This is a genomic window from Sphingomonas adhaesiva, from assembly GCF_002374855.1.
In the GTDB taxonomy this organism is placed as follows: Bacteria; Pseudomonadota; Alphaproteobacteria; order Sphingomonadales; family Sphingomonadaceae; genus Sphingomonas; species Sphingomonas adhaesiva.
The window spans coordinates 511613-530227 of record NZ_NWVC01000003.1 but is presented as its reverse complement, the minus strand read 5'-3'; the positions used below and the strand labels follow the sequence as shown (position 1 = coordinate 530227).

The following is an 18615-nucleotide window of genomic DNA, read 5'->3' as shown; positions in this document are numbered from 1 at the left end:
CCCCGATATTTGTCGTTAGATCACGTGCGGATCGAAATAGTCCGCGCCCAGCTTGATCAGGCCGTCGGGATGGTCCGGCACGACGAACGTATAGTCGCCGTGCGCATCGGCCACCATGCCGGTGCCGCCGCCCAGCGAGTGCGCATCGGTCAGCCCGCTGCGGTCCGGCGCCGGCTCACGCGAGGCATTGAACGATACCCAGCCCTTGGGCAGTTCGGGCATGTCGATCACCCCGATCGTCACCGCCTTGTCCACCGTCAGCCCGCCCGCATCGGTCGCGCGGATGGTCAGCGCGTAGCTGCTCTTCCCTTCGTAATCGAGCGCGGCGGTGGTGGTGATGACCCCGGTACGCGCGTCGATCGCGAACGGCATCCCCTTGGCGTTGACCAGCGAATAATTCAGCGCCAGCCCTTCCGGATCGCTGGCGCGCGCCACCCCCACCAGGGCGCCGGGCGCCAGGTTTTCCGCCACCTTGCCCCCGGTCAGCGCCAGGTCGACCGGCGCCTCGTTGACGTCGGTGACGCCGATCGACACCACCTTGTCGACCTTCAGCCCGGCCGGATCGCTGGCGCGGACCGTCAGCGAATAGGCGTTGCGCGCCTCGTAATCGAGCGGCGCGGTAGTGGTGATGACCCCGGTGCGCGCGTCGATCGCGAACGGCAGCCCGCCGGCGCCGACCAGCGAGTAGGACAGCGTGTCGCCGTCCGGGTCCACCGCGCGCGCCGTTCCCACGATCGTGCCGGCGGCAAGGTTCTCCGTCACGGTCCCGCCGGTCAGCGTCAGGTTGGCCGGCGCCTCGTTCACGTCGGTGACGCCGATCGTCACCGCCTTGTCGGTGGTCAGCCCGCCGATGTCGGTCGCGCGTACCGACAGCGCGTAGCTGCTGCGCGTTTCGTAATCGAGCGGCGCGGTGGTGGTGATGACGCCGGTGCGCGTGTCGATCGCAAACGGCATCCCGTTCGCGCCGACCAGCGAGTACGACAGGCGCCCCGCCTCCGGGTCGATCGCCGACACGGTGCCGACGATCGCGCCCGCGGCCAGATTCTCCGCCACCTTGCCGCCCGCCAGCGTCACGCTCACCGGCGCCTCGTTGACGTCGATGACGCCGACGGTGACCGCCTTGTCCACGAACAGCCCGTTGCTGCCGGTGGCGCGCACGGTGATCGAATGGGCCTTCTGCGTTTCGTAGTCGAGCGTCCTGGCGGTGACGATCTTGCCCGTCTGCGGGTCGATCGCGAACAGCCCGCCGGCGCTGTCGACCAGCGAATAGCTGATCGCGCGTCCCTGCGCGTCGGTCGCCGCCGCGGTGCCGACCAGCGCGCCAGGCGCGCCGTTTTCGGCCACGTCGGCCACCGACAGCGTCAGGTTGGACGGCGCGGACGGGGCCGGCGCGGTGCTGTTGGGCACCAGTTCCAGCGCGGTGTTGCGGTAATTGACCGCGATCGTCTCCGGCGCCTCGGCGCGATACACGCCCTGCTTCAGATAGGGGCCGACCGCATCCTGGAAGCCCAGCGGCCCGGTATAGTCGACGATCGTCACCCCGTCGCGCACCACCGTCAGGCGCCCGTCCCCGCCGGGCAGGAACTTGATCGTGACGTCGAACGCATACCATTTGCCGCGGGTGATGTCGGCCGTGTCGGTGAAGTGGCGCTGATAGACCGAATCGTCCACCGCCATGATCGACGTCGCGCTGCTGCGCGTCACGATGCGCATCTTGTCGCCGACCATTTCCAGCGCGAACGGCGGGCTGTGCGGCGCGTCGCCGGGGTCGAACGTGGACTGGAGCTGCATCAGCGTCATCCACGAGGCGGTGTTCTTGGCGCCCGCCTCCACCATCACGTCGAAGGTCAGGTGATAGGTCTTGCCCAGGTCCAGCTTGGCGGTGGCATAGGTTTCGCTGCGTTCCTTCGCGGCGGTGCCGTCGCCCCACCAGTGATCGCCCGCGCGCACCTCGAAGCGGTTGACCCCGGCGGCGGAGGTGAAGCTCCACGCCTGCCCCGCATTCTGCGATCGCAGGTCGAGCGCCATGGCGACGGGGGTGGTGACGATCCCGCCGACCACGCTGTCCACCGCGCCCAGCGCCGAATCGATGACGCCCGGCAGCGTGATCGGCTTCGAGGCGACCGGCGCGGTGAAGGTGTAGCCGGTGGTGGTCGCGGTCAGCCGCGCCGGATCCACCGCGGTCAGTCGGATCGTCTCCCCGGTGGTGAAGGTCAGCAGCGTATCCGATCCGCTGGCCGCGACGGTCGGGCGCAGCCCGGCGTTGAGATAGGCCGACAGGTCCAGCTTGTCCGCATCGCCGTTGCGGCCGAAATCGGTGATCGTGTCGTTGCCCGATCCGCGCGCGAACACGAACGTGTCGACGCCCGCACCACCGGTCAGCGTGTCGTTCCCGCCCCCGCCGGTCAGCGTATCGTTCCCCGCACCGCCGACCAGCACGTCCGCCTTCGTCCCGCCGGTGGCGGCGTAGGCGGCGCCCGTGACGCCGTACAGATGCACCTCGCGCGCGCCATCGGCGGCAACGGTCACGTCCTGCAACAGCGCGATACCGTCGCTGGCGAAGGTCTTCGTCGTGATGCTGCCGTCCGACCGGCCGATCACTGACGTGGTCAACTGCCCGCCCGAGGTATAGCTGTTCGTGACGGTAACGACCTTTCCGTCGGTCAGCACGTCACGCGAATAATACAGGCTGCCGTCGGCGCGCAGCCGCTCGACCGACACCATCGCGCCGGCGGTGTTGTACGTTTCGTGGACGGTGCGGTAGTTCGGGTCGGTCTGCCCGTAATACCACACGTCCTTCGACCCGTCGGCATGGTTCATGATGCTGCGCGTCACCGTCGCGCCATCGGCGGCATAGGTCTTCTGCGTCGTTTCCCCGCCCTGGACGATCAGCATCGACGTCAGCACGCCGGTGGTGCTGTACGATCCGGTGGCGACCGCGCCGGTCGCCAGGTCCACCGTCTTGGTGAAGACCAGGCTGTTGTCGGCGCGCATCCGCGTCAGCGAGGTGAGCGTGCCGTTGGCGGCATATTGCTCATGCGCCTGGGTATAGGTCTGGCCGGTGATGCCGTAGATCCACACATCCTTCAGCCCGCCCGTCTGCTGGACGATGTGGCGCATGAGCGTGAAGCCGTCGGCGGCGTAGTTCTTGGTTTCGACCACGCCGGGCTGTTCGATCGTGCGCGTCGTCAGCAGGCCGGCTGTGTTGTACTGGTCCGACGTCGTACGCCCCAGCGAGGTATTGACCGTCTTGGCGAACACCATCTTGCCGTCCGCCTGGGTGCGGGTCAGCGAGATCAGCGCCCCCTTCGCATCGAAGGTGCTGTATTCGGTGGTATAGGCCTGCCCGGCGATGTTGAGCGCGTACATCTCCTTCGACCCGTTGACGTGCGTGATCGTCTTGCCGCGCAGCGTGCCGTCGGACAGGAACGAGCGCACCTCGACCGAGCCGTCGGCGTAATAGGTCGTGTTGCCGGAGGTATAGGTGACCGCGGTGGCATTCTCGATCGCGGTGATCGGGGCCGGCGCGTATTTCTCCAGCAGGTTCATCTGCGGCCGGTCGCTGCCGCCCACCGGGTCGATCGAGAAATAGTTGTTGTTGCCCGCCGCCCAATACGTGCCGCCCAGCCACGCATCGGCATGCTGCGCCATGTAGGTCAGCATCTTGTCCAACGCGGACAGGCTGGTCGCGTCGGTGCCGACGCCGAATTCGCCCAGGAACAGCTTCTGGTTGTTCTGCAACGCCCATTGCGTGATCGCCTGCAGCCGCTGCACGCCGATGTCGGCGCTGACCGGCGTCGCGACCCCGCCCGAGGCGGTGAGGTCGAGATACTGGTGCACCTCGAACGCATATTTGTTGAGCGGGTCGACCACGCCCTTGCCGATCGTGGCGGCATTGCCGCTGGTCAGCCAGTTGTACGCGCCATCCCATGCCGAACCGGCGACCAGGATCGTCTGCGCCGCGCCCGCCGCGCGGACCGCCGCGATCGCGGCATTGGCCGATACCAGCCAGTCGGCCGGGGTCTGCTCGTTCGGCTCGTTCATCAGCCCGAGCATGACGTTGCCGCGATCCTTCAGCGCACCGGCCAGCGCCCCCCACATCGCCGCGAAATCGGCATTGGTGACCACCGGCCCACCGATCAGCTCGCCATAGGCGCGGCCGAAATTGTGGACGTCGACGACGATCGTCATGCCCTTGGTCGCGGCATAATCGATGACGTGGGTGATCCGGTCGATATACGCCTGGTCGAACGCGCCGCCCTTGGTGGGCTGCAACTGCTCCCACAGGATCGGCAGGCGCAGGATGTTCATGCCCTTGCTGGCGTAATAATCGAGGTTCGCGTCGGTCGGGAACACCACCGGCAGGTGCCAGTCGGCCAGCTGGTTGGTGGTGAATTCCGCCCCCGAATAGGCGATGCCCAGATATTGCAGCGCCGCCGGCGTGGTCGACATGAACTGCGATGTCGAAAAGGACAGCGATCCGTTCGAGAACAGCGCCGCCGACGTCAGCCCGGCCTGATAGCCCAGGTGCGGGTTCGCCCCCGTCGCCAGCGCGGCCTGGAACGTGCGCCCGTCGAGCGCCAGCTCGTTGATGTAGAGGTTACGATCCTGCCCCGTTGCCGAATCGTGATAGTCGTTGGCGTAGACGATGCGGATGTCGTCGTTCGCCGAATCGCTCTGATACGAGAAGGTGAAGGTATTCCATTGCCCCAGGCGATAGTCGGCGCCGACCTCCACGTTGGTGGCGACGGCCACCCCGTTGACGAACACCGAAAATGCCGGCCTTCCCGATGCTTCGGTCCCCGACACCTTGATCGACAGATTATGCGTGATCGCCACCAGACAAGCTTCCCGTAAACCCACGATCGCGCGGTCGACCGTGATGAAGTTCCGTTTAGTTTTATGGATTTACCAAAGGGCTGTGGGGGGTGGTTAAGCCACCGTTAGACCCGCTGCGACAAAGGTCGATACGTGCCGCCGCACGCCCGCACGGTTGCCCTCCACGATCCTGCCCCTGTCCTACATCGCCCGATCGCGATTAAGAACATATAGCGAACAACAGGAGATACGTGCGATGGCGATGGCATCAATCGAGGCGCCGGCGGGTTTCGTGCCGGCATCGGGGATCAGTTTCGGCGCGATCGGCACCGGGGCGACCGCGGTCGATCCCGATCACCCGCTGCCGGTCACCCCGGTCGCGTGGCAGGGCGCGGCGACGAGCATTCCGGTGGCGGGCACCGCGTCCGCCGCCACGCTGGCCGGCCCGTTCGCGCCCGCGCTGGGGCGCCCGGTGTGGCTGACGCTGACGGGAACGTGGGCGGGCACGGTCAAGCTGCTGCGGTCGACCGACGGCGGCGCCACGCGGCTGCCGATGACGGTCGGCGGCGGCAGCTGGGGCAGTTTCCAGGGCAATTGCAACGAACCGGTGGCGGAGGAAAGCGTCGCGGGCGCGACCTATTACCTCGACATCGCAATCACCTCGGGCACGCTGTCTTATCGGGTGACGCAATGAGCGCCGACGTCGTTGCGCGAGGGCTGGCGGCCCGCGCGTGGACCGAGCGGCCGCGCGTGCCGATCGCGCTGGCGGTGCTGGGCCAGTCGAACGAGCGCGGACAGGTATCGCCCACCGAGGCGATCGCCGGAGTGGCATCACGCACCGCTTGGCCCAACGCCTACGCCAGCCTGCGCAATCCGGCGATCCGCTATCCGGTGGGGCCGGCCGGGGCACTGACCGGGGGCTATCATTTCCGGCTGTACGACGATCTGTTCGACGCCGGCTACGACCCGCAGATCGTCAACGCCTCGATCGGCAGCATGTCGATGCTGCGCGACGCCGCCGGGCAGGTGCTGGACATCGCCACATGGCGATCGCAGGGCGTCCGGCAGCAGCGGACCGCGGACGTGCCGGGCGACCGTGGCCATGCCGGCGATTACGGGGTGGCGGCGGGCAAGCTGTTCGTGTGCACGACCGGGCGGCGCGCCTATGCGTTCCACCAGGGGACGTTCCTGCCGGGCGATAGCGGCGTGAACCAGAATCTGGACTTCATCCGCGAAGTCGGCAGCCAGGCGACCGCGGCGACCGCCCCCGACTTTTCCGGCGCAACGGTGGGCGGCACCGTGGCGGACGGATCGGTGGTGTGGACCTGCGTCAGCGCATCGACCGTATACCTCGGCTTCACCTATGGCGCGGGCGCGTGCACCGAAACGCGTGCGGGGTTCGACCCGTTCGGCATCCTGCGCCGCTGTCACGAGGAGATGGCCCGGGTGCGCACCGCGCGCGAACGGATCGTGATCCTGTGCAACGGCCAGTCGGACACCGCCCTTAGCAGCGGCCAGTATCAGGGCGCGATCAACAGCATCGCGTCCTTCTTCGCCAACCGCGGCTATACGGTGCATCTCGGCTTGTCCGCCTACAACCCCAGCGGCAACAACGTCGCGGGCTACGACACGCTGACGGCGGCGCTGTCGTCCTCCTATGCCTTCCTGACCGGCGGCGGGGGCTTTTCGACGGCGCAGATCCGGCTCGGCCCGAACCTGTACCAGCTGATGGGATCGACCGGGGACATGGCGGCGGGCGGCGCGCATTTCGCCAAGGACAGCGGGCAGGACAATATCCACCTCAACGCGCGCGGCGCGGTGGCGGCGGGCGGGCATCTCGCCGCCGCGGTCACCACCTGGCTGCGCCCGATCGCGCGCTAGGGCGACAGGCGATTCGGTGGCGGCTTCCGGTCACGGGGGCCGCCACACCGCGATATGTCGCAGCCGCGGCGCGCATCGTCTCCCAATGACGCTGCATTGCACAAAACCGACGCGCGCAGGCGTTGTTTGCGCCGCATCAACCGCCTAGAGAGCCTTCATACTGGGTATGAGGTGATCGTAGTGCGCAAGGGCATCATTCTGGCGGGCGGTTCGGGCACGCGCCTGTATCCCCTGACCAAGGGCGTCTCCAAGCAGCTGATGCCCGTCTACGACAAGCCGATGATCTATTATCCGCTGTCGACGCTGCTGCTGTCGGGCATCCGCGAGATCATGCTCATCACCACCCCGCACGACCAGGCGGCGTTCCAGGCGCTGCTGGGCGACGGTAGCGAGCTGGGCATCGCGCTCCACTATGCGGTCCAGCCCGAACCGGCCGGGCTGGCGCAGGCCTATCACATCGGCGCCGATTTCGTCGGCGATTCGCCCTCCGCGCTCGTGCTGGGCGACAACATCTTCTACGGCCACGGTCTGGTCGACCTGCTGAACCGCGCCAGCACGCGCGACGACGGCGCGACCGTGTTCGGCTATTACGTGAAGGACGCGACCGCTTACGGCGTCGTCTCCTTCGATGCCGAGGGGCGGGCCGAGACGATCGAGGAAAAGCCGCCGGTGCCCAAGTCGAACTATGCGGTCACCGGGCTGTATTTCTACGACGGCAAGGCGGTGGAGCTGGCGCGCGACCTGAAGCCGTCACCGCGCGGCGAGCTGGAGATCACCGACCTCAACCGCCTGTACCTGGAGGCCGGCAAGCTGTCGGTCGAGATCATGGGCCGCGGCTATGCCTGGCTCGATACCGGCACGCACGCCTCGCTGCTCGACGCCGCGCAATACGTCCAGATCACCGAGGACCGGCAGGGGCTGAAGATCTGCTGCCCCGAGGAGATCTCCTGGCGCCGCGGGTTCATCGACGACGCGCAGCTCGAACGGCTGGCCGCGCCGCTGCGCAAGAGCGGCTATGGCGAATATCTGCTGGGGCTGCTGCAGGGCCGGGGGGCGCGCGCATGAACGTGATCGAGACGGCGATCCCGGGGCCGCTGATCCTGGAGCCGAAGGTGTTCGGCGACGACCGCGGCTTCTTCATGGAAAGCTGGAACGCGGACACCTTCCGCGCGATCGGGCTGGACGTGGCGTTCGTGCAGGACAACCACAGCCGCTCGGCGCGCGGCGTGCTGCGCGGGCTGCATTTCCAGAACCCCAACCCGCAGGGCAAGCTGGTCCGCGTCGCGGCCGGGCGCGTGTGGGACGTGGCGGTCGACGTGCGCCGGTCCTCGCCGCATTTCGGCAAATGGGTGGGCGTGGAACTGTCGGCGGCGAACAAGCGCATGTTCTGGGTGCCGGCGGGGTTCGCGCACGGTTTCGTCAGCCTGGAGGACGGCACCGACTTCCTCTACAAATGCACCGCGCTCTACGATCCGTCGGCGGAACATTCGCTGCTGTGGAACGACCCCGCGCTGGGCATCGAATGGCCGCTGGAGGGGATCGAGCCGCAGCTGTCGGGCAAGGACAAGGTCGGCAAGCCGCTGGTCGAGATCGAGGGCTTCGCATGAAGGCGCTGATCACCGGCGCGCACGGCCAGCTGGGCCGGGGCCTGGCCGCCAGCGCACCCGCGGGCACCACGCTGATCCTGCACGACCGCGACACGCTCGACATCACCGATCGCGCGGCAGTGGACGCGCTGGTCGCGGCGGAGCGGCCGGACGTCATCCTCAACGCTGCCGCCTATACCGCGGTCGACAAGGCGGAAAGCGACGAGGACGCGGCCCATGCCGTCAACGCGACCGCGACCGGCATCCTGGCGGACGCGGCGCGCGCGCACGGCGCCCGCTTCGTCCACGTTTCCACCGACTTCGTGTTCGACGGGCGCGCGGGCGTTCCCTACGCCCCCGACGCGCCGACCGCGCCGCTCAGCGCCTATGGCCGCACCAAGCTGGCGGGCGAGCGACTGGCGGGCGCCGACGCGCTGATCGTGCGCACCGCCTGGGTCTATGCGCCGACCGGCGGCAATTTCGTGCGCACGATGCTGCGCGTGATGGCCGAACGGCCCGAAGTGCGCGTCGTCGCCGACCAGATCGGCACCCCCACCTATGCCCCCGGCCTCGCTGCCGCGTTGTGGACGCTGGCCGGCAAGGGCGTGACCGGCACGCATCATTACACCGATGCGGGCGCCGCCAGCTGGTACGATTTCGCCGTCGCGATCCAGGAGGAGGCGCTGGCCGCCGGCCTGCTCGACCGCGCCGTGCCCGTCGTGCCGATCGCGACTGCCGACTATCCGACGCCCGCGGTACGCCCGCATTATTCGGTGCTCGACAAGACCAGCACCTTCGCCGCACTGGGCGGCCCCACCCCGCATTGGCGCGCGAACCTGCGCACGATGATCGCCGCGATCGCGGGGGAAGGCTGAGATGACCGCCGGCGAGCGCCCGGCCCGCGCCGCCGTCGGTCATATCGACGCGATCGGCGGCCTGCGGGCGCTGGCCGTCCTGTCGGTCGTCCTGTTCCACCTCGACGCCGCCTGGCTGCCGGGCGGCTTCGTGGGTGTCGACGTGTTCTTCGTCATCTCGGGCTTCGTCGTCGCCCATTCGGTGATCGGCGCGCGTGCCGCATCGTTCCGCGGCTATTTCCTGTGGTTCTACCGGCGACGCTTCCTGCGCATCCTGCCGGCGATCTTCGTCTATGTGCTGGCGATCGGCATCCTGGGGGTGCTGTTCATCCCCACCGCGGAGGTCAGCCGCTTCATCGAGATCACCGGCGCCGCATCGCTGTTCGGCGCCAGCAATTTCGTGCTGCTGTGGAAATCGGGCGATTATTTCGCCGCGGCGACCGAGTTCAATACCTTCACCCATACCTGGTCGCTGGCGGTCGAGGAGCAATATTACCTCATCTTCCCGCTGTTCTCCTATTTCCTGCTGATCCGCGCGCTCGGCCCGCGACGCGGGCTGGCGGTGGCGCTGATGTGGGCGGCGTGCATCGCCTCGCTCGCCTGCGCGGTGGTACTGACCGCGCGGGCGCCCGCCGCCGCCTTCTACATGCTGCCGGCGCGCTTCTGGGAATTGGGGCTGGGGTTCCTGCTGCGTTACCATGACGGCGCCGCCCACCGCGCGGGGGCGACGTTGGCGCGGCATCGTGCAGTGGAGAGCCTGGTCGCGGGCGCGGCGGTGCTGGCGCTCGGCTATGCCTTCGTCGCCACCTCGCCGCGTGCCTTTCCCTACCCCGGCGCGCTGCTACCGTGCGCGGCGACCGCGGTGCTGCTGCTGCTGGCGTGGCAGCGCGGAGACGGCTGGGCGGCGCGACTGCTGTCGTGGCGCCTGCTGACCGCGATCGGCCTCATCAGCTACTCGCTATACCTGTGGCATTGGGGCGTCATCGTCCTGATGCGCTGGACGGTCGGGCTGGACACCATCGCGCTGAAAGCGATCGCGGGCGCCGCAATGCTGCTGCTGGCGATCCTCAGCTACCGGCTGGTCGAGCGGCCGTTGCGCTATAGCGGGCTGCTGAACCGCCTGCCGCCGCTGCGTTTCTTTGCCGCCTATGGCGTGGCGGGGGCGCTGATCGGCGCGGTGGTGCTGGGCGCGATGGTGGCCAAGCCGCGCGTCGGCCTTGCCGCGTCCAACGATGCCGCGATCTGGAGCCCCTATGTCGCGCGGCCGGGCGCATCGGGGTGCGCGGTGCGGCAGGAGGCGGTCACCGTAGCGGGCGGCACGCGCGTTACGCTGACGCCCGCCTGCCCGCTCGCGAGCGAAGCGCGCCTGTTCATCATCGGCGATTCGCATGCCGGCGCCTATATCCGCCTGGCCGCGACGATCGCCGCGCAGGATCGTCGCCCGGTTACGGTCATGACCAAGGGCGGGTGCAAGCTGCTGCCGATCCTGCCCGATGACGTGACCCCGGCCTGCACCGCCTTCGATGCCGCCGCCGTCGGCGCGCTGCAACAGGCGATGCGTCCGGGCGATACGTTGCTGGTATCGGCCTATTACACCCCGCGCGAACGCGACATCTGGGGCGACGTCCCCGCCCCCGCCCGCCGCGATGCCGCCGTCGAGGCGCAATTGCGCGCCGATGCGATCGCGCGGTTGCGCCGGTGGCGCGCCGCCGGGCTGGCGGTGGTGCTGGAAGGGCCGAAGCCGACGATGCCGACCGCCGCGTTCCGTTGCGCCGACTGGTTCAACCGCAGCAGCGCCTATTGCGCGCATGGCGACCGCGTCGACCGCGCGACCGTGCTGCGCCGCTCCGCCTTCGCGCGCGCCGCGCTGGCGCGGATCGCGGCGGCGGTGCCGGGGGTGCGGCTGTGGGATCCGCTGCCGGGGTTGTGCGCCGGGGCGGTTTGCCCGGCCTATCTCGACGGCAAGCCGCTGTATTTCGACACCGATCACCTGAGCGGCGCGGGGAACGAGCGGCTGGTGCCGCTGCTGCGCCGCGAACTGGCCGCTACGCCCACCCCTCCCACCCCCAACGACAGCCGCCCGGCCCCGCCGGCCGCGACACGCCCACAGGAGTAACCATGGCCAACCTGATCGTCACCGGCGGTGCCGGCTTCATCGGCGCGAATTTCGTCCACCACTGGCGGCGCGTGTCGCCGCAGGACAGCATCGTGGTGCTGGACGCGCTGACCTATGCCGGCAACCCGGCGAACATCGACGGGCTGGACGGGGTCGAGCTGGTCGAAGGCGACATCTGCGACACCGCGCTGGTCAGCCGGCTGATCGACGACCATGCGATCGACACGATCGTCCACTTCGCCGCCGAAAGCCATGTCGACCGGTCGATCACCGGGCCGGACGCCTTCGTCACCACCAATGTCGTGGGCACGCACAGCCTGCTGAAGGCCGCGAAGGCCGCGTGGCTCGATCGCGGCACCGGCATGCCGCACCGCTTCCACCACGTGTCCACCGACGAAGTCTATGGCTCGCTGGAGCCGAACGATCCGGCGTTCAGCGAAACGACGCCCTATCAGCCCAATTCGCCCTATTCGGCGTCGAAAGCCGGGTCCGACCATCTGGTGCGCGCCTATCACCACACCTATGGGCTGGAGACGACGACCAGCAATTGCTCGAACAATTACGGCCCGTATCAATTCCCCGAAAAGCTGATCCCGCTGTTCACGCTCAACGCGCTGTCGGGCAAGCCGCTGCCGATCTACGGCGACGGGATGAACGTGCGCGACTGGCTGCATGTCGAAGATCATTGCCAGGGGATCGAGCTGATCCTGCGCAACGGGCGCATCGGCGAAACCTATAACGTCGGCGGCGGTCAGGAACTGCCCAATATCCAGGTGGTGGAGGAAATCTGCCGCGGGATCGACGCCGCCTTCGCCGCCGATCCGTCGCTGGCGCAGCGTTTCCCGAACGCCCCCGCGGCGCAGGGTCGCCCGACCGCCGAGCTGAAGACCTACGTCACCGATCGCAAGGGGCATGACCGCCGCTATGCGATCGACGAGACGAAGATCCGCGGCGAACTGGGCTACGAACCCGCGCGCGACTTCCCGCAGGGCTTTGCCGAGACGCTCGCCTGGTATCTGGCGAACGAGGGCTGGTGGCAGCCGCTGGTCGCGCGCGCGGCGCTCGCGGCCTGATCGACAGCGGGAGGACGGACCGATGACACGCGCACGGCCGCACATCCTGTGCGTGCACCAGGGTGGCGAACTCTATGGTTCGGACCGCAGCTTCCTGCAGGCGGTGCAGGCGATCCGCAGCGGCTGGCCCGATGCGTGGGTGCGCGTCGTGCTGGCGGTCGACGGCCCGCTCCGCCCGCTGCTGGCGCAGGTCGCGGACGAGGTGATCGCGCGCGACCTGTGCATCCTGCGGCTCGCCAATCCGGTGGCCACCGCGCTGAAGGGCACGGTGGCGCTGCCCTGGTATCTGGCGCAGGCGGCGCGCGACATCGCGCGGGCCGACCTGGCCTATATCAACACCACCGTCGTCGCCGATCACATCATCGCCGCGCGGATGGCGCCGGCCAAGTCGATCATCCACGTGCGCGAAATTCCCAAGCCGCGCGCGATGCCGGTGATCCGCGGGCTGTGCCTGGCATCGGGCGCGGGGCTGATCTACAATTCGGCGGCGACGCGCGATGCCTTCGCGATGCCCGCGGGACGGCGGCAGGCGGTGATCCACAACGGGGTGGACCGCGTGCCCGACGCCGCGCCGCCCGCGGTGCCCGACGCCTTCACCGCCGACCGCCCGCTGCGCATCGCGATGCTGGGGCGAATCAACGACTGGAAGGGGCAGGATCTGCTGATCGACGCGGCGGCGCGGCTGCCCGCGGACGCGCGCGCGCGGTTGCGCGTGCGGATCGTCGGCAGCACCTTCAACGACGTGCGCGAGCCAATCGAGGCGCTGGAGGCGAAGATCGCTGCCGGGAACCTCGGCGGCATCGTCTCGCTGGAGCCGTTCCGCGACGATCCGGAGGAGGTATATCGCTGGGCCGACCTGTGCGTCGTCCCGTCGCGCCTGCCCGAACCGTTCGGGCGCGTCGCGATCGAGGCGATGGCGCATGGCCGCCCGGTGATCGCGGCGGCGCACGGCGGGCTGGTGGAGATCGTCGACGACGCGTCCGGCTGGCTGTTCCCGCCCAACGATGCCGACGCATTGGCCGCGATCCTGGCCGGGGTGATCGCCGATCCGGCGTCGCTGGCCGCCCATGCCGCGGGCGCGGCGCAGCGGTTCGCGGGGCATTTTTCGTCGGAGACGATGAGCGAACGGCTGCGCGCGGTGTTGAGCGACTGGATCCCCGCGCTGAGAGTGTGACGTGATGAAACCGACGCTGCCGCTGATGCTGATCGCGATCGCCGTGATGACGGGGATCGAGGACGAACCGGCGCAGGCGCAGGCGCAGACGGTCGACCCCGCCGCGCGGGTGGCGGCGGATGCCGCGCCCTATCTGTTCGGGCAGCCGCTGCGCCGTGCGGTGGAGGATTGGGACGCCGCCCGGCGGCGCATCGCCACCGATCCCGCCGCGCAGCAGTGGCTGCGCGGCGTGCGCGCGCGCACCGACAGCTGGATCGCCGGTTACGGCGACCGCGCGGACTGGGTGGCGGGCTGGGCGCACGACATGGTCGATGCGCGCACCGGGCTGCCGGTATCGTGGCAATGGACCACCCCGGAACCGCCGGCGGGCAGCAAGGCGCACGGCGCCTGGGTCTTCTATCGCCGCACCGCCAATATCCAGACGGTGCTGGATGCCGCGCGGCTGTTCCGCCTGACCGGGCAGGCGCGCTATCGCGACTGGGCCGCGCAGCAGCTGGACCTGTATGCCGCCGGCTATGCCCGCTGGCCGCTGCAGACCTTCTCCGGCCAGTCGCGGATGATGGGGCAGAGCCTGGACGAGGCGACCGCCTCGATCAGCCTCGCCGATGCCGCGCGGCTGATCGCCCCCGCGGTCGACCCGGGGCGGGTCGCGCAGTGGAACAGCGGGCTGTTCGCCCCGATGCTGGGCGATATCGTAAAGTCGAACAGCGGCCGCAACAATATTGCGGTATGGCAGGCGAGCGCATCGGCGGTGCTGGCCGCGCACCTGGGCCGCGATGCCGATTATCGCGCCGCGATCGACGGCCCCAACGGCATCCGCGCGATGCTGGATCGCGGCGTGACGCCCGACGGACTGTGGTTCGAACCGAGCGCGGGCTATGCCGCCTATACTATCCAGGCGCTGGCCAGCCTGTTCACCTTCGCCTCGCTCAACGGGCGCGATGCGCCGCTGCGCGCGGCGATGGAGACGACGCAGCGGATGCTGATCTCGCGCGCGCTGATGCGCTTTTCCGACGGTACGCTGCCCGCCTATGGCGACACCACCTACGGGACGCAGGCGTTCCCGCCCGCGCTGATCGAACAGACGCAGCGAACCATGCCGATCCGCGCCGGTACGCTGCGGCTGTCCTGGGCGACGCTGCTCGATCCCGACATGCCGATGGCCCCGCCGCCCGCGCAGACCGCCTCGCACGACTGGCCCTATTCGCAGGCCGCGATGCTGCGCGAGGGCGATTGGGAGGCGTTCTTCCTCTACGGCCAGCGCAGCACCAGCCACGCTCAGGGCGACGCGCTCGCCTATGAACTGCGCTATCGCGGCGTGCCGGTCACCAGCGACCAGGGCAGCGCGGCCTATGGCTCGACGCTGTTCCTCGACTATCTACGCCGTTCGGTCGCGCACGATGCGCCGATCGTCGACGGCCATGGGCAGGCGACGTTCAAGCCGGGGCAGCTCATCTCCTTCGCCGACGGGCGGATCGCCGCGCGACACGACGGCTATCCCGGCGCCTCCGTGACGCGCAGCCTGTCGGTCGGCGACAAGGGCGCGGCCGACACCACGACGATCACCGCCACCGGCGGGGCCGCCCGCCGGCTGGGCGTGGTGTTCAATGCCGATTGCCCGGTGACGCCGGCCGGTACACTGACCCCCGGCCCCGCGCCGGCCGGCGACGGGTTCGGATGGTGGCGGCAGACGCAGGTATCGGGCGCCACCACGCGCTGGTCGGCGACGCTGGCGTGCGCAGGCGGGGCATCGTTCACGCTGGCGCTGGATGCCGACCGGCCGGGCCGCGTGTTCGTGTCGCAGGCACCCGATCGCGCCGGCCGCTACGGCCAGCGCACCTCCATCTATTTCGAGGCGGCATCCACGCCCGCGCTGACGCTGCGCACCACGATCACGCCGCGCTGACCGCGCCGCCCGCACCGTCTGCCAGCAGCTCGGCCGGCACCGCATCCCCCGGCGCGCGCGTCCCAATGATCCGCGCGGGCACGCCGCCGATGATCGAATAGGGCGGGATCGTACCGCGCACGACCGCGCCGGCCGCGACGATGCACCCGCGCCCGACATGCGCGCCCGACAGGAACGTCGCCTTCACGCCGACCCAGCAATCGTCCTCCACCACCACCGGCGCGCGGCGCACGCCCTGCGCGATGATCGGGCGGTCCAGATCCTCGTGCAGGTGGTTTTCGGTGTGGAAGCTGACGTACTGGCCCATGATGACGTCGCGGCCGATCGTCACCCCGCCGCCGCACCCGATGAACGAATATTGGCCGATCCCGCTGTTCGGACCGATCGTGCACCCCTCACCCAGGTTGCGCATCACGCTGGTCGGCATGATGATCGAATGCGCGCCGATGCTGGTGCCTGCGCCGATCGTCACCCCGCCGCGCGACAGCCCCTGGATCAGCACGCCGTCGCCCAGCGTCGCGCCCTTGCCCAGCCGGATCATGCCGCGCGTCTTCAGCCGGACGCGCGCACCGACGAACGCGGGGATGCCCGATCCGCCGCGCAGGAACGGGCGCACCAGCAACCCGCGCAGCGCGGCGGCGGCGCGCGCGGCGCTGAACGCGACGATCGCGGTCAGCGGCAGCGCCGGGTCGATCGTGAAGACATCGCCCTTCACCCGCCGTCCCAGCGCGATCACCAGCCCGCGGATCATGCCGCCACCTCGGCGAGCGCGTCGGCCACCGCCTGCGCACCGAAGATGCGCTGGACCAGCGCCGCGCGATCCGCGCCCCCCGCCTCGGCGCGCGCGGCACGCACCGCCTCCACCACCAGATCGGCGAACCCCTCCGGCGTATCGGCGGTGCGCAGTTCGGCGACCACCTCGGCCGGCAGGCCGCGCGCGCCCTTGGTGGTGGTGACGACGGTGCGCCCGGTCGCCAGCATGTCGACCGTCTTGATGTTCACCCCGCTGCCGTGGAGGATCGGGTTCATCATCACCCGCGCGCGGGCGAACAGCGGCGCGGCATCGCGCGGGTCGGCGACCAGTTCCGCCCCCGCCGCGGCGACGCGCTGCGCCAGCGCGGCCGGCGGGCGGCGCCCGGCGATCGTCAGGCGATGCGCGCCCAGCCGTTCGCCGACCAGCGGATGGACCGCATCGAAATACCATTCCAGCCCGGCGATGTTGTTGGGGCTGGACAGGCTGCCCATGAACAGCAGGTCGATGTCGCGCGCGGTGTCGGGCGCGGCGGCAGTCGCCAGGATCGCCGGGTCCGGCTGCGGTGCCAGCCAGCTGGCATTGTCCAACCCGCGCGACCGCCAATAGGCCATGTCGTCGACCGAGATATCGAACACGCGCGCCGCCTCGCGGTGCAGCCGCGCCTCCGCCGCCTCCAGTCCCCAGGTGCCCGCGCGCAGCGCCAGCGTCTGGCGCAGCGTGGGCGCCAGCCGCGCCTGCTCGGCGACATAGCGGAATTCGATATTGTGCGACCGATAGGCCAGCGGCACGCCCAGCCGGCGCGACAGCTCCAGCGCCAGCCACGACGGATGCGCGCCTTCCAGCCAGATCAGGTCGGGCCGCCACGCGCGCACCCGCTCGATCAGCGCCTCGCGCTCCGCCTTCGGGGGGATGCGCGCCGCGATATAGGACGGGTGGCGGCGCAGGTTCCACACCCGGCGCAGCCGCTCCGCCGTCCCGGCCCCGACGCGCAGCAATACGCGTTCGTCGGTCAATGCCTCGAACGCGGCGACGTCCTCCGGCACGGGTACCTCCCCTGCCGCCAGCCAGCCGATCGCGAACACCGGATGGCCCAGTTGCGCGAACGCCGCCAGCCGCCGGCCCATGTCGCAACGGATGCCGCTGTTCGCGGGATAGGGAAATTCGTGGAGGACGTGGACGATCCTCATGCCATCGCTCCGCTACGGTCCGGGCGCGCCAGGAATTCGGTGTGCCGCATCGCGGTGACGATCATGTACGCCACCGACAGCGTTTCCGCCGCCAGCGCGGAACAGGCGGTGCCCGTCGCCCCGGCCCACCAGCTGAGCGGCACCACCATCAGGAAATTGACCACCGCCGTCACCGCGAACACGCGGCTGTATTTGCCCTTCAGCCCCAGCGGCAGCATCACCTGCATCCCGAACACGCTGCTGATGCCGGCCATGAACGGGATCGGCGACAGGATGCGCAGCACCGTGCCAGACCCGTCATATTGGTGCCCCGCCAGGATGCGGATGATCAGGTCCGCGCCGAAGAACATCGTCAGTGAAATCAGCAGCGTAAAACCGCCCTGGAACAGCAGCAGCTTGCGCGCGAACGCCATCCCCTCCGCGCGTGAATGGTGCATCAGCCGCGACGTGCGCGGATAGACCGCCTGGTTGATCGGATTGACCAGCGCCTGCGCCGCCATCCGCAGCCGGTCGGCCGCGGCGAAGATGCCGACCGCGACCGGCCCCTGCGTGATCCCCAGCACGATCGTGTTGGTGCCGGTGTACAGGTTGGCGGAAATCGCCGATACGAACAGCGGGGTCGAATGCGCGATCTGCGCCCGCACCTCCGCCCAGGTCGGCCGGTGCCAGCGGATGATGTTCATGCTCCGCAGCATCAGCACGGAAAACAGCCCGCCGATCATCGACCCGCACGACAGGATCGCCGCGGCCAGCCACGCCTGGTCGGGGGATTTGACCAGCAGCAGCGTCGCGGGCACTACCAGCCCGCGCCCGCACGTCATCGCGATCGCCGACTTGCCCATCCGCTCCAGCCCCTGCAGGCACCAGTGGACGGTGAACAGATTGGCCAGCGTCATCCCCGCGGCGGCGAACATCACCGGTGCCAGGTGCCGCACCTCCGGCACCGTCAGTGCCGCGATCGTCAGCAGCGACAGGCTGATCCCCAGCAGCAGCGCCTTGCTGGCCAGCACGGTCCAGAAAATGCGGCTTACCGCCGCCGGATCGTCGCGCTCGCGCGAGATTTCCGCCGGCGCCGACACCGCGAAGCCCCAGTCGGTCAGCAGCACCAGATAGGTCGCCACCGCGAAGCTGAGGCTGAATTCACCGTACGACCGCGCGCCCAGCACGCGCGTCAGGTACGGGAAGGTCAGCAGCGGGAACAGATAGGTCGCGATCTGCCACATGAACATCCAGCCGATGTTCGCGCGCATGTTGCCGTTGCTCATG

At 69.4% G+C, this 18615-nt stretch carries 13 protein-coding genes; 9 read left to right on the top strand and 4 right to left on the bottom strand.

The genetic code is table 11. The features are described from left to right. Positions 1 to 15 precede the first annotated feature (15 nt). Positions 16 to 4839 (bottom strand): cadherin domain-containing protein, encoded by a 4824-nt coding sequence (locus COA07_RS09755; RefSeq protein ID WP_066707569.1) that lies wholly within the window; start codon positions 4837 to 4839, stop codon positions 16 to 18. 235 nt (positions 4840 to 5074) lie between these two features. Here COA07_RS09755 and COA07_RS09750 point away from each other — a divergent pair, with 235 nt between their 5' ends. The 9 genes from COA07_RS09750 to COA07_RS09710 all read left to right on the top strand — a co-directional run bounded on the left by COA07_RS09750 (position 5075) and on the right by COA07_RS09710 (position 15408). Then, complete coding sequence (locus COA07_RS09750; protein ID WP_066707578.1) at positions 5075 to 5512, top strand: hypothetical protein; 438 nt, start codon at positions 5075 to 5077, stop codon at positions 5510 to 5512. Further along, entirely contained in the window at positions 5509 to 6699 is a 1191-nt protein-coding gene (locus COA07_RS09745; protein ID WP_066707580.1) for a hypothetical protein, read from the top strand. The genes COA07_RS09750 and COA07_RS09745 overlap by 4 nt, the downstream gene beginning before the upstream one ends. Positions 6700 to 6879: 180 nt before the next feature. Further along, entirely contained in the window at positions 6880 to 7764 is an 885-nt protein-coding gene (rfbA, locus tag COA07_RS09740) for a glucose-1-phosphate thymidylyltransferase RfbA (protein WP_066707601.1), read from the top strand. Continuing rightward, a complete protein-coding gene (gene rfbC / locus COA07_RS09735) occupies positions 7761 to 8306 on the top strand; it encodes a dTDP-4-dehydrorhamnose 3,5-epimerase (RefSeq protein ID WP_066707582.1) in 546 nt (181 codons plus the stop codon). Before rfbA ends, rfbC begins: the two co-directional genes overlap by 4 nt. Further along, positions 8303 to 9160: a dTDP-4-dehydrorhamnose reductase gene (rfbD, locus tag COA07_RS09730; RefSeq protein WP_066707585.1), complete on the top strand. Its 858-nt coding sequence runs from the start codon at positions 8303 to 8305 to the stop codon at positions 9158 to 9160. The genes rfbC and rfbD overlap by 4 nt, the downstream gene beginning before the upstream one ends. A gap of 1 nt (position 9161) precedes the next feature. Next, positions 9162 to 11255: an acyltransferase family protein gene (locus COA07_RS09725; protein WP_066707588.1), complete on the top strand. Its 2094-nt coding sequence runs from the start codon at positions 9162 to 9164 to the stop codon at positions 11253 to 11255. 2 nt (positions 11256 to 11257) lie between these two features. Further along, complete coding sequence (rfbB, locus tag COA07_RS09720) at positions 11258 to 12328, top strand: dTDP-glucose 4,6-dehydratase (protein WP_066707590.1); 1071 nt, start codon at positions 11258 to 11260, stop codon at positions 12326 to 12328. Between the two features lie 22 nt (positions 12329 to 12350). Next, entirely contained in the window at positions 12351 to 13502 is a 1152-nt protein-coding gene (locus COA07_RS09715; RefSeq protein ID WP_066707593.1) for a glycosyltransferase, read from the top strand. Between the two features lie 4 nt (positions 13503 to 13506). Further along, positions 13507 to 15408 (top strand): heparinase II/III domain-containing protein, encoded by a 1902-nt coding sequence (locus COA07_RS09710; protein WP_066707596.1) that lies wholly within the window; start codon positions 13507 to 13509, stop codon positions 15406 to 15408. Here COA07_RS09710 and COA07_RS09705 read toward each other — a convergent pair. The 3 genes from COA07_RS09705 to COA07_RS09695 are packed head-to-tail and all read right to left on the bottom strand — an operon-like array spanning position 15395 to position 18614. Continuing rightward, complete coding sequence (locus COA07_RS09705) at positions 15395 to 16159, bottom strand: acyltransferase (RefSeq protein WP_066707599.1); 765 nt, start codon at positions 16157 to 16159, stop codon at positions 15395 to 15397. The two genes, COA07_RS09710 and COA07_RS09705, sit on opposite strands and share 14 nt — an antisense overlap. Beyond that, positions 16156 to 17349, bottom strand: coding sequence for a glycosyltransferase (locus tag COA07_RS09700; RefSeq protein ID WP_096640874.1), 1194 nt, complete (start codon positions 17347 to 17349; stop codon positions 16156 to 16158). Before COA07_RS09700 ends, COA07_RS09705 begins: the two co-directional genes overlap by 4 nt. Then, the gene (locus tag COA07_RS09695) at positions 17346 to 18614 is read right to left on the bottom strand and encodes a flippase (RefSeq protein ID WP_066712734.1); all 1269 of its coding nucleotides are present in this window, start codon (positions 18612 to 18614) and stop codon (positions 17346 to 17348) included. Before COA07_RS09695 ends, COA07_RS09700 begins: the two co-directional genes overlap by 4 nt. Position 18615: the final 1 nt, after the last annotated feature.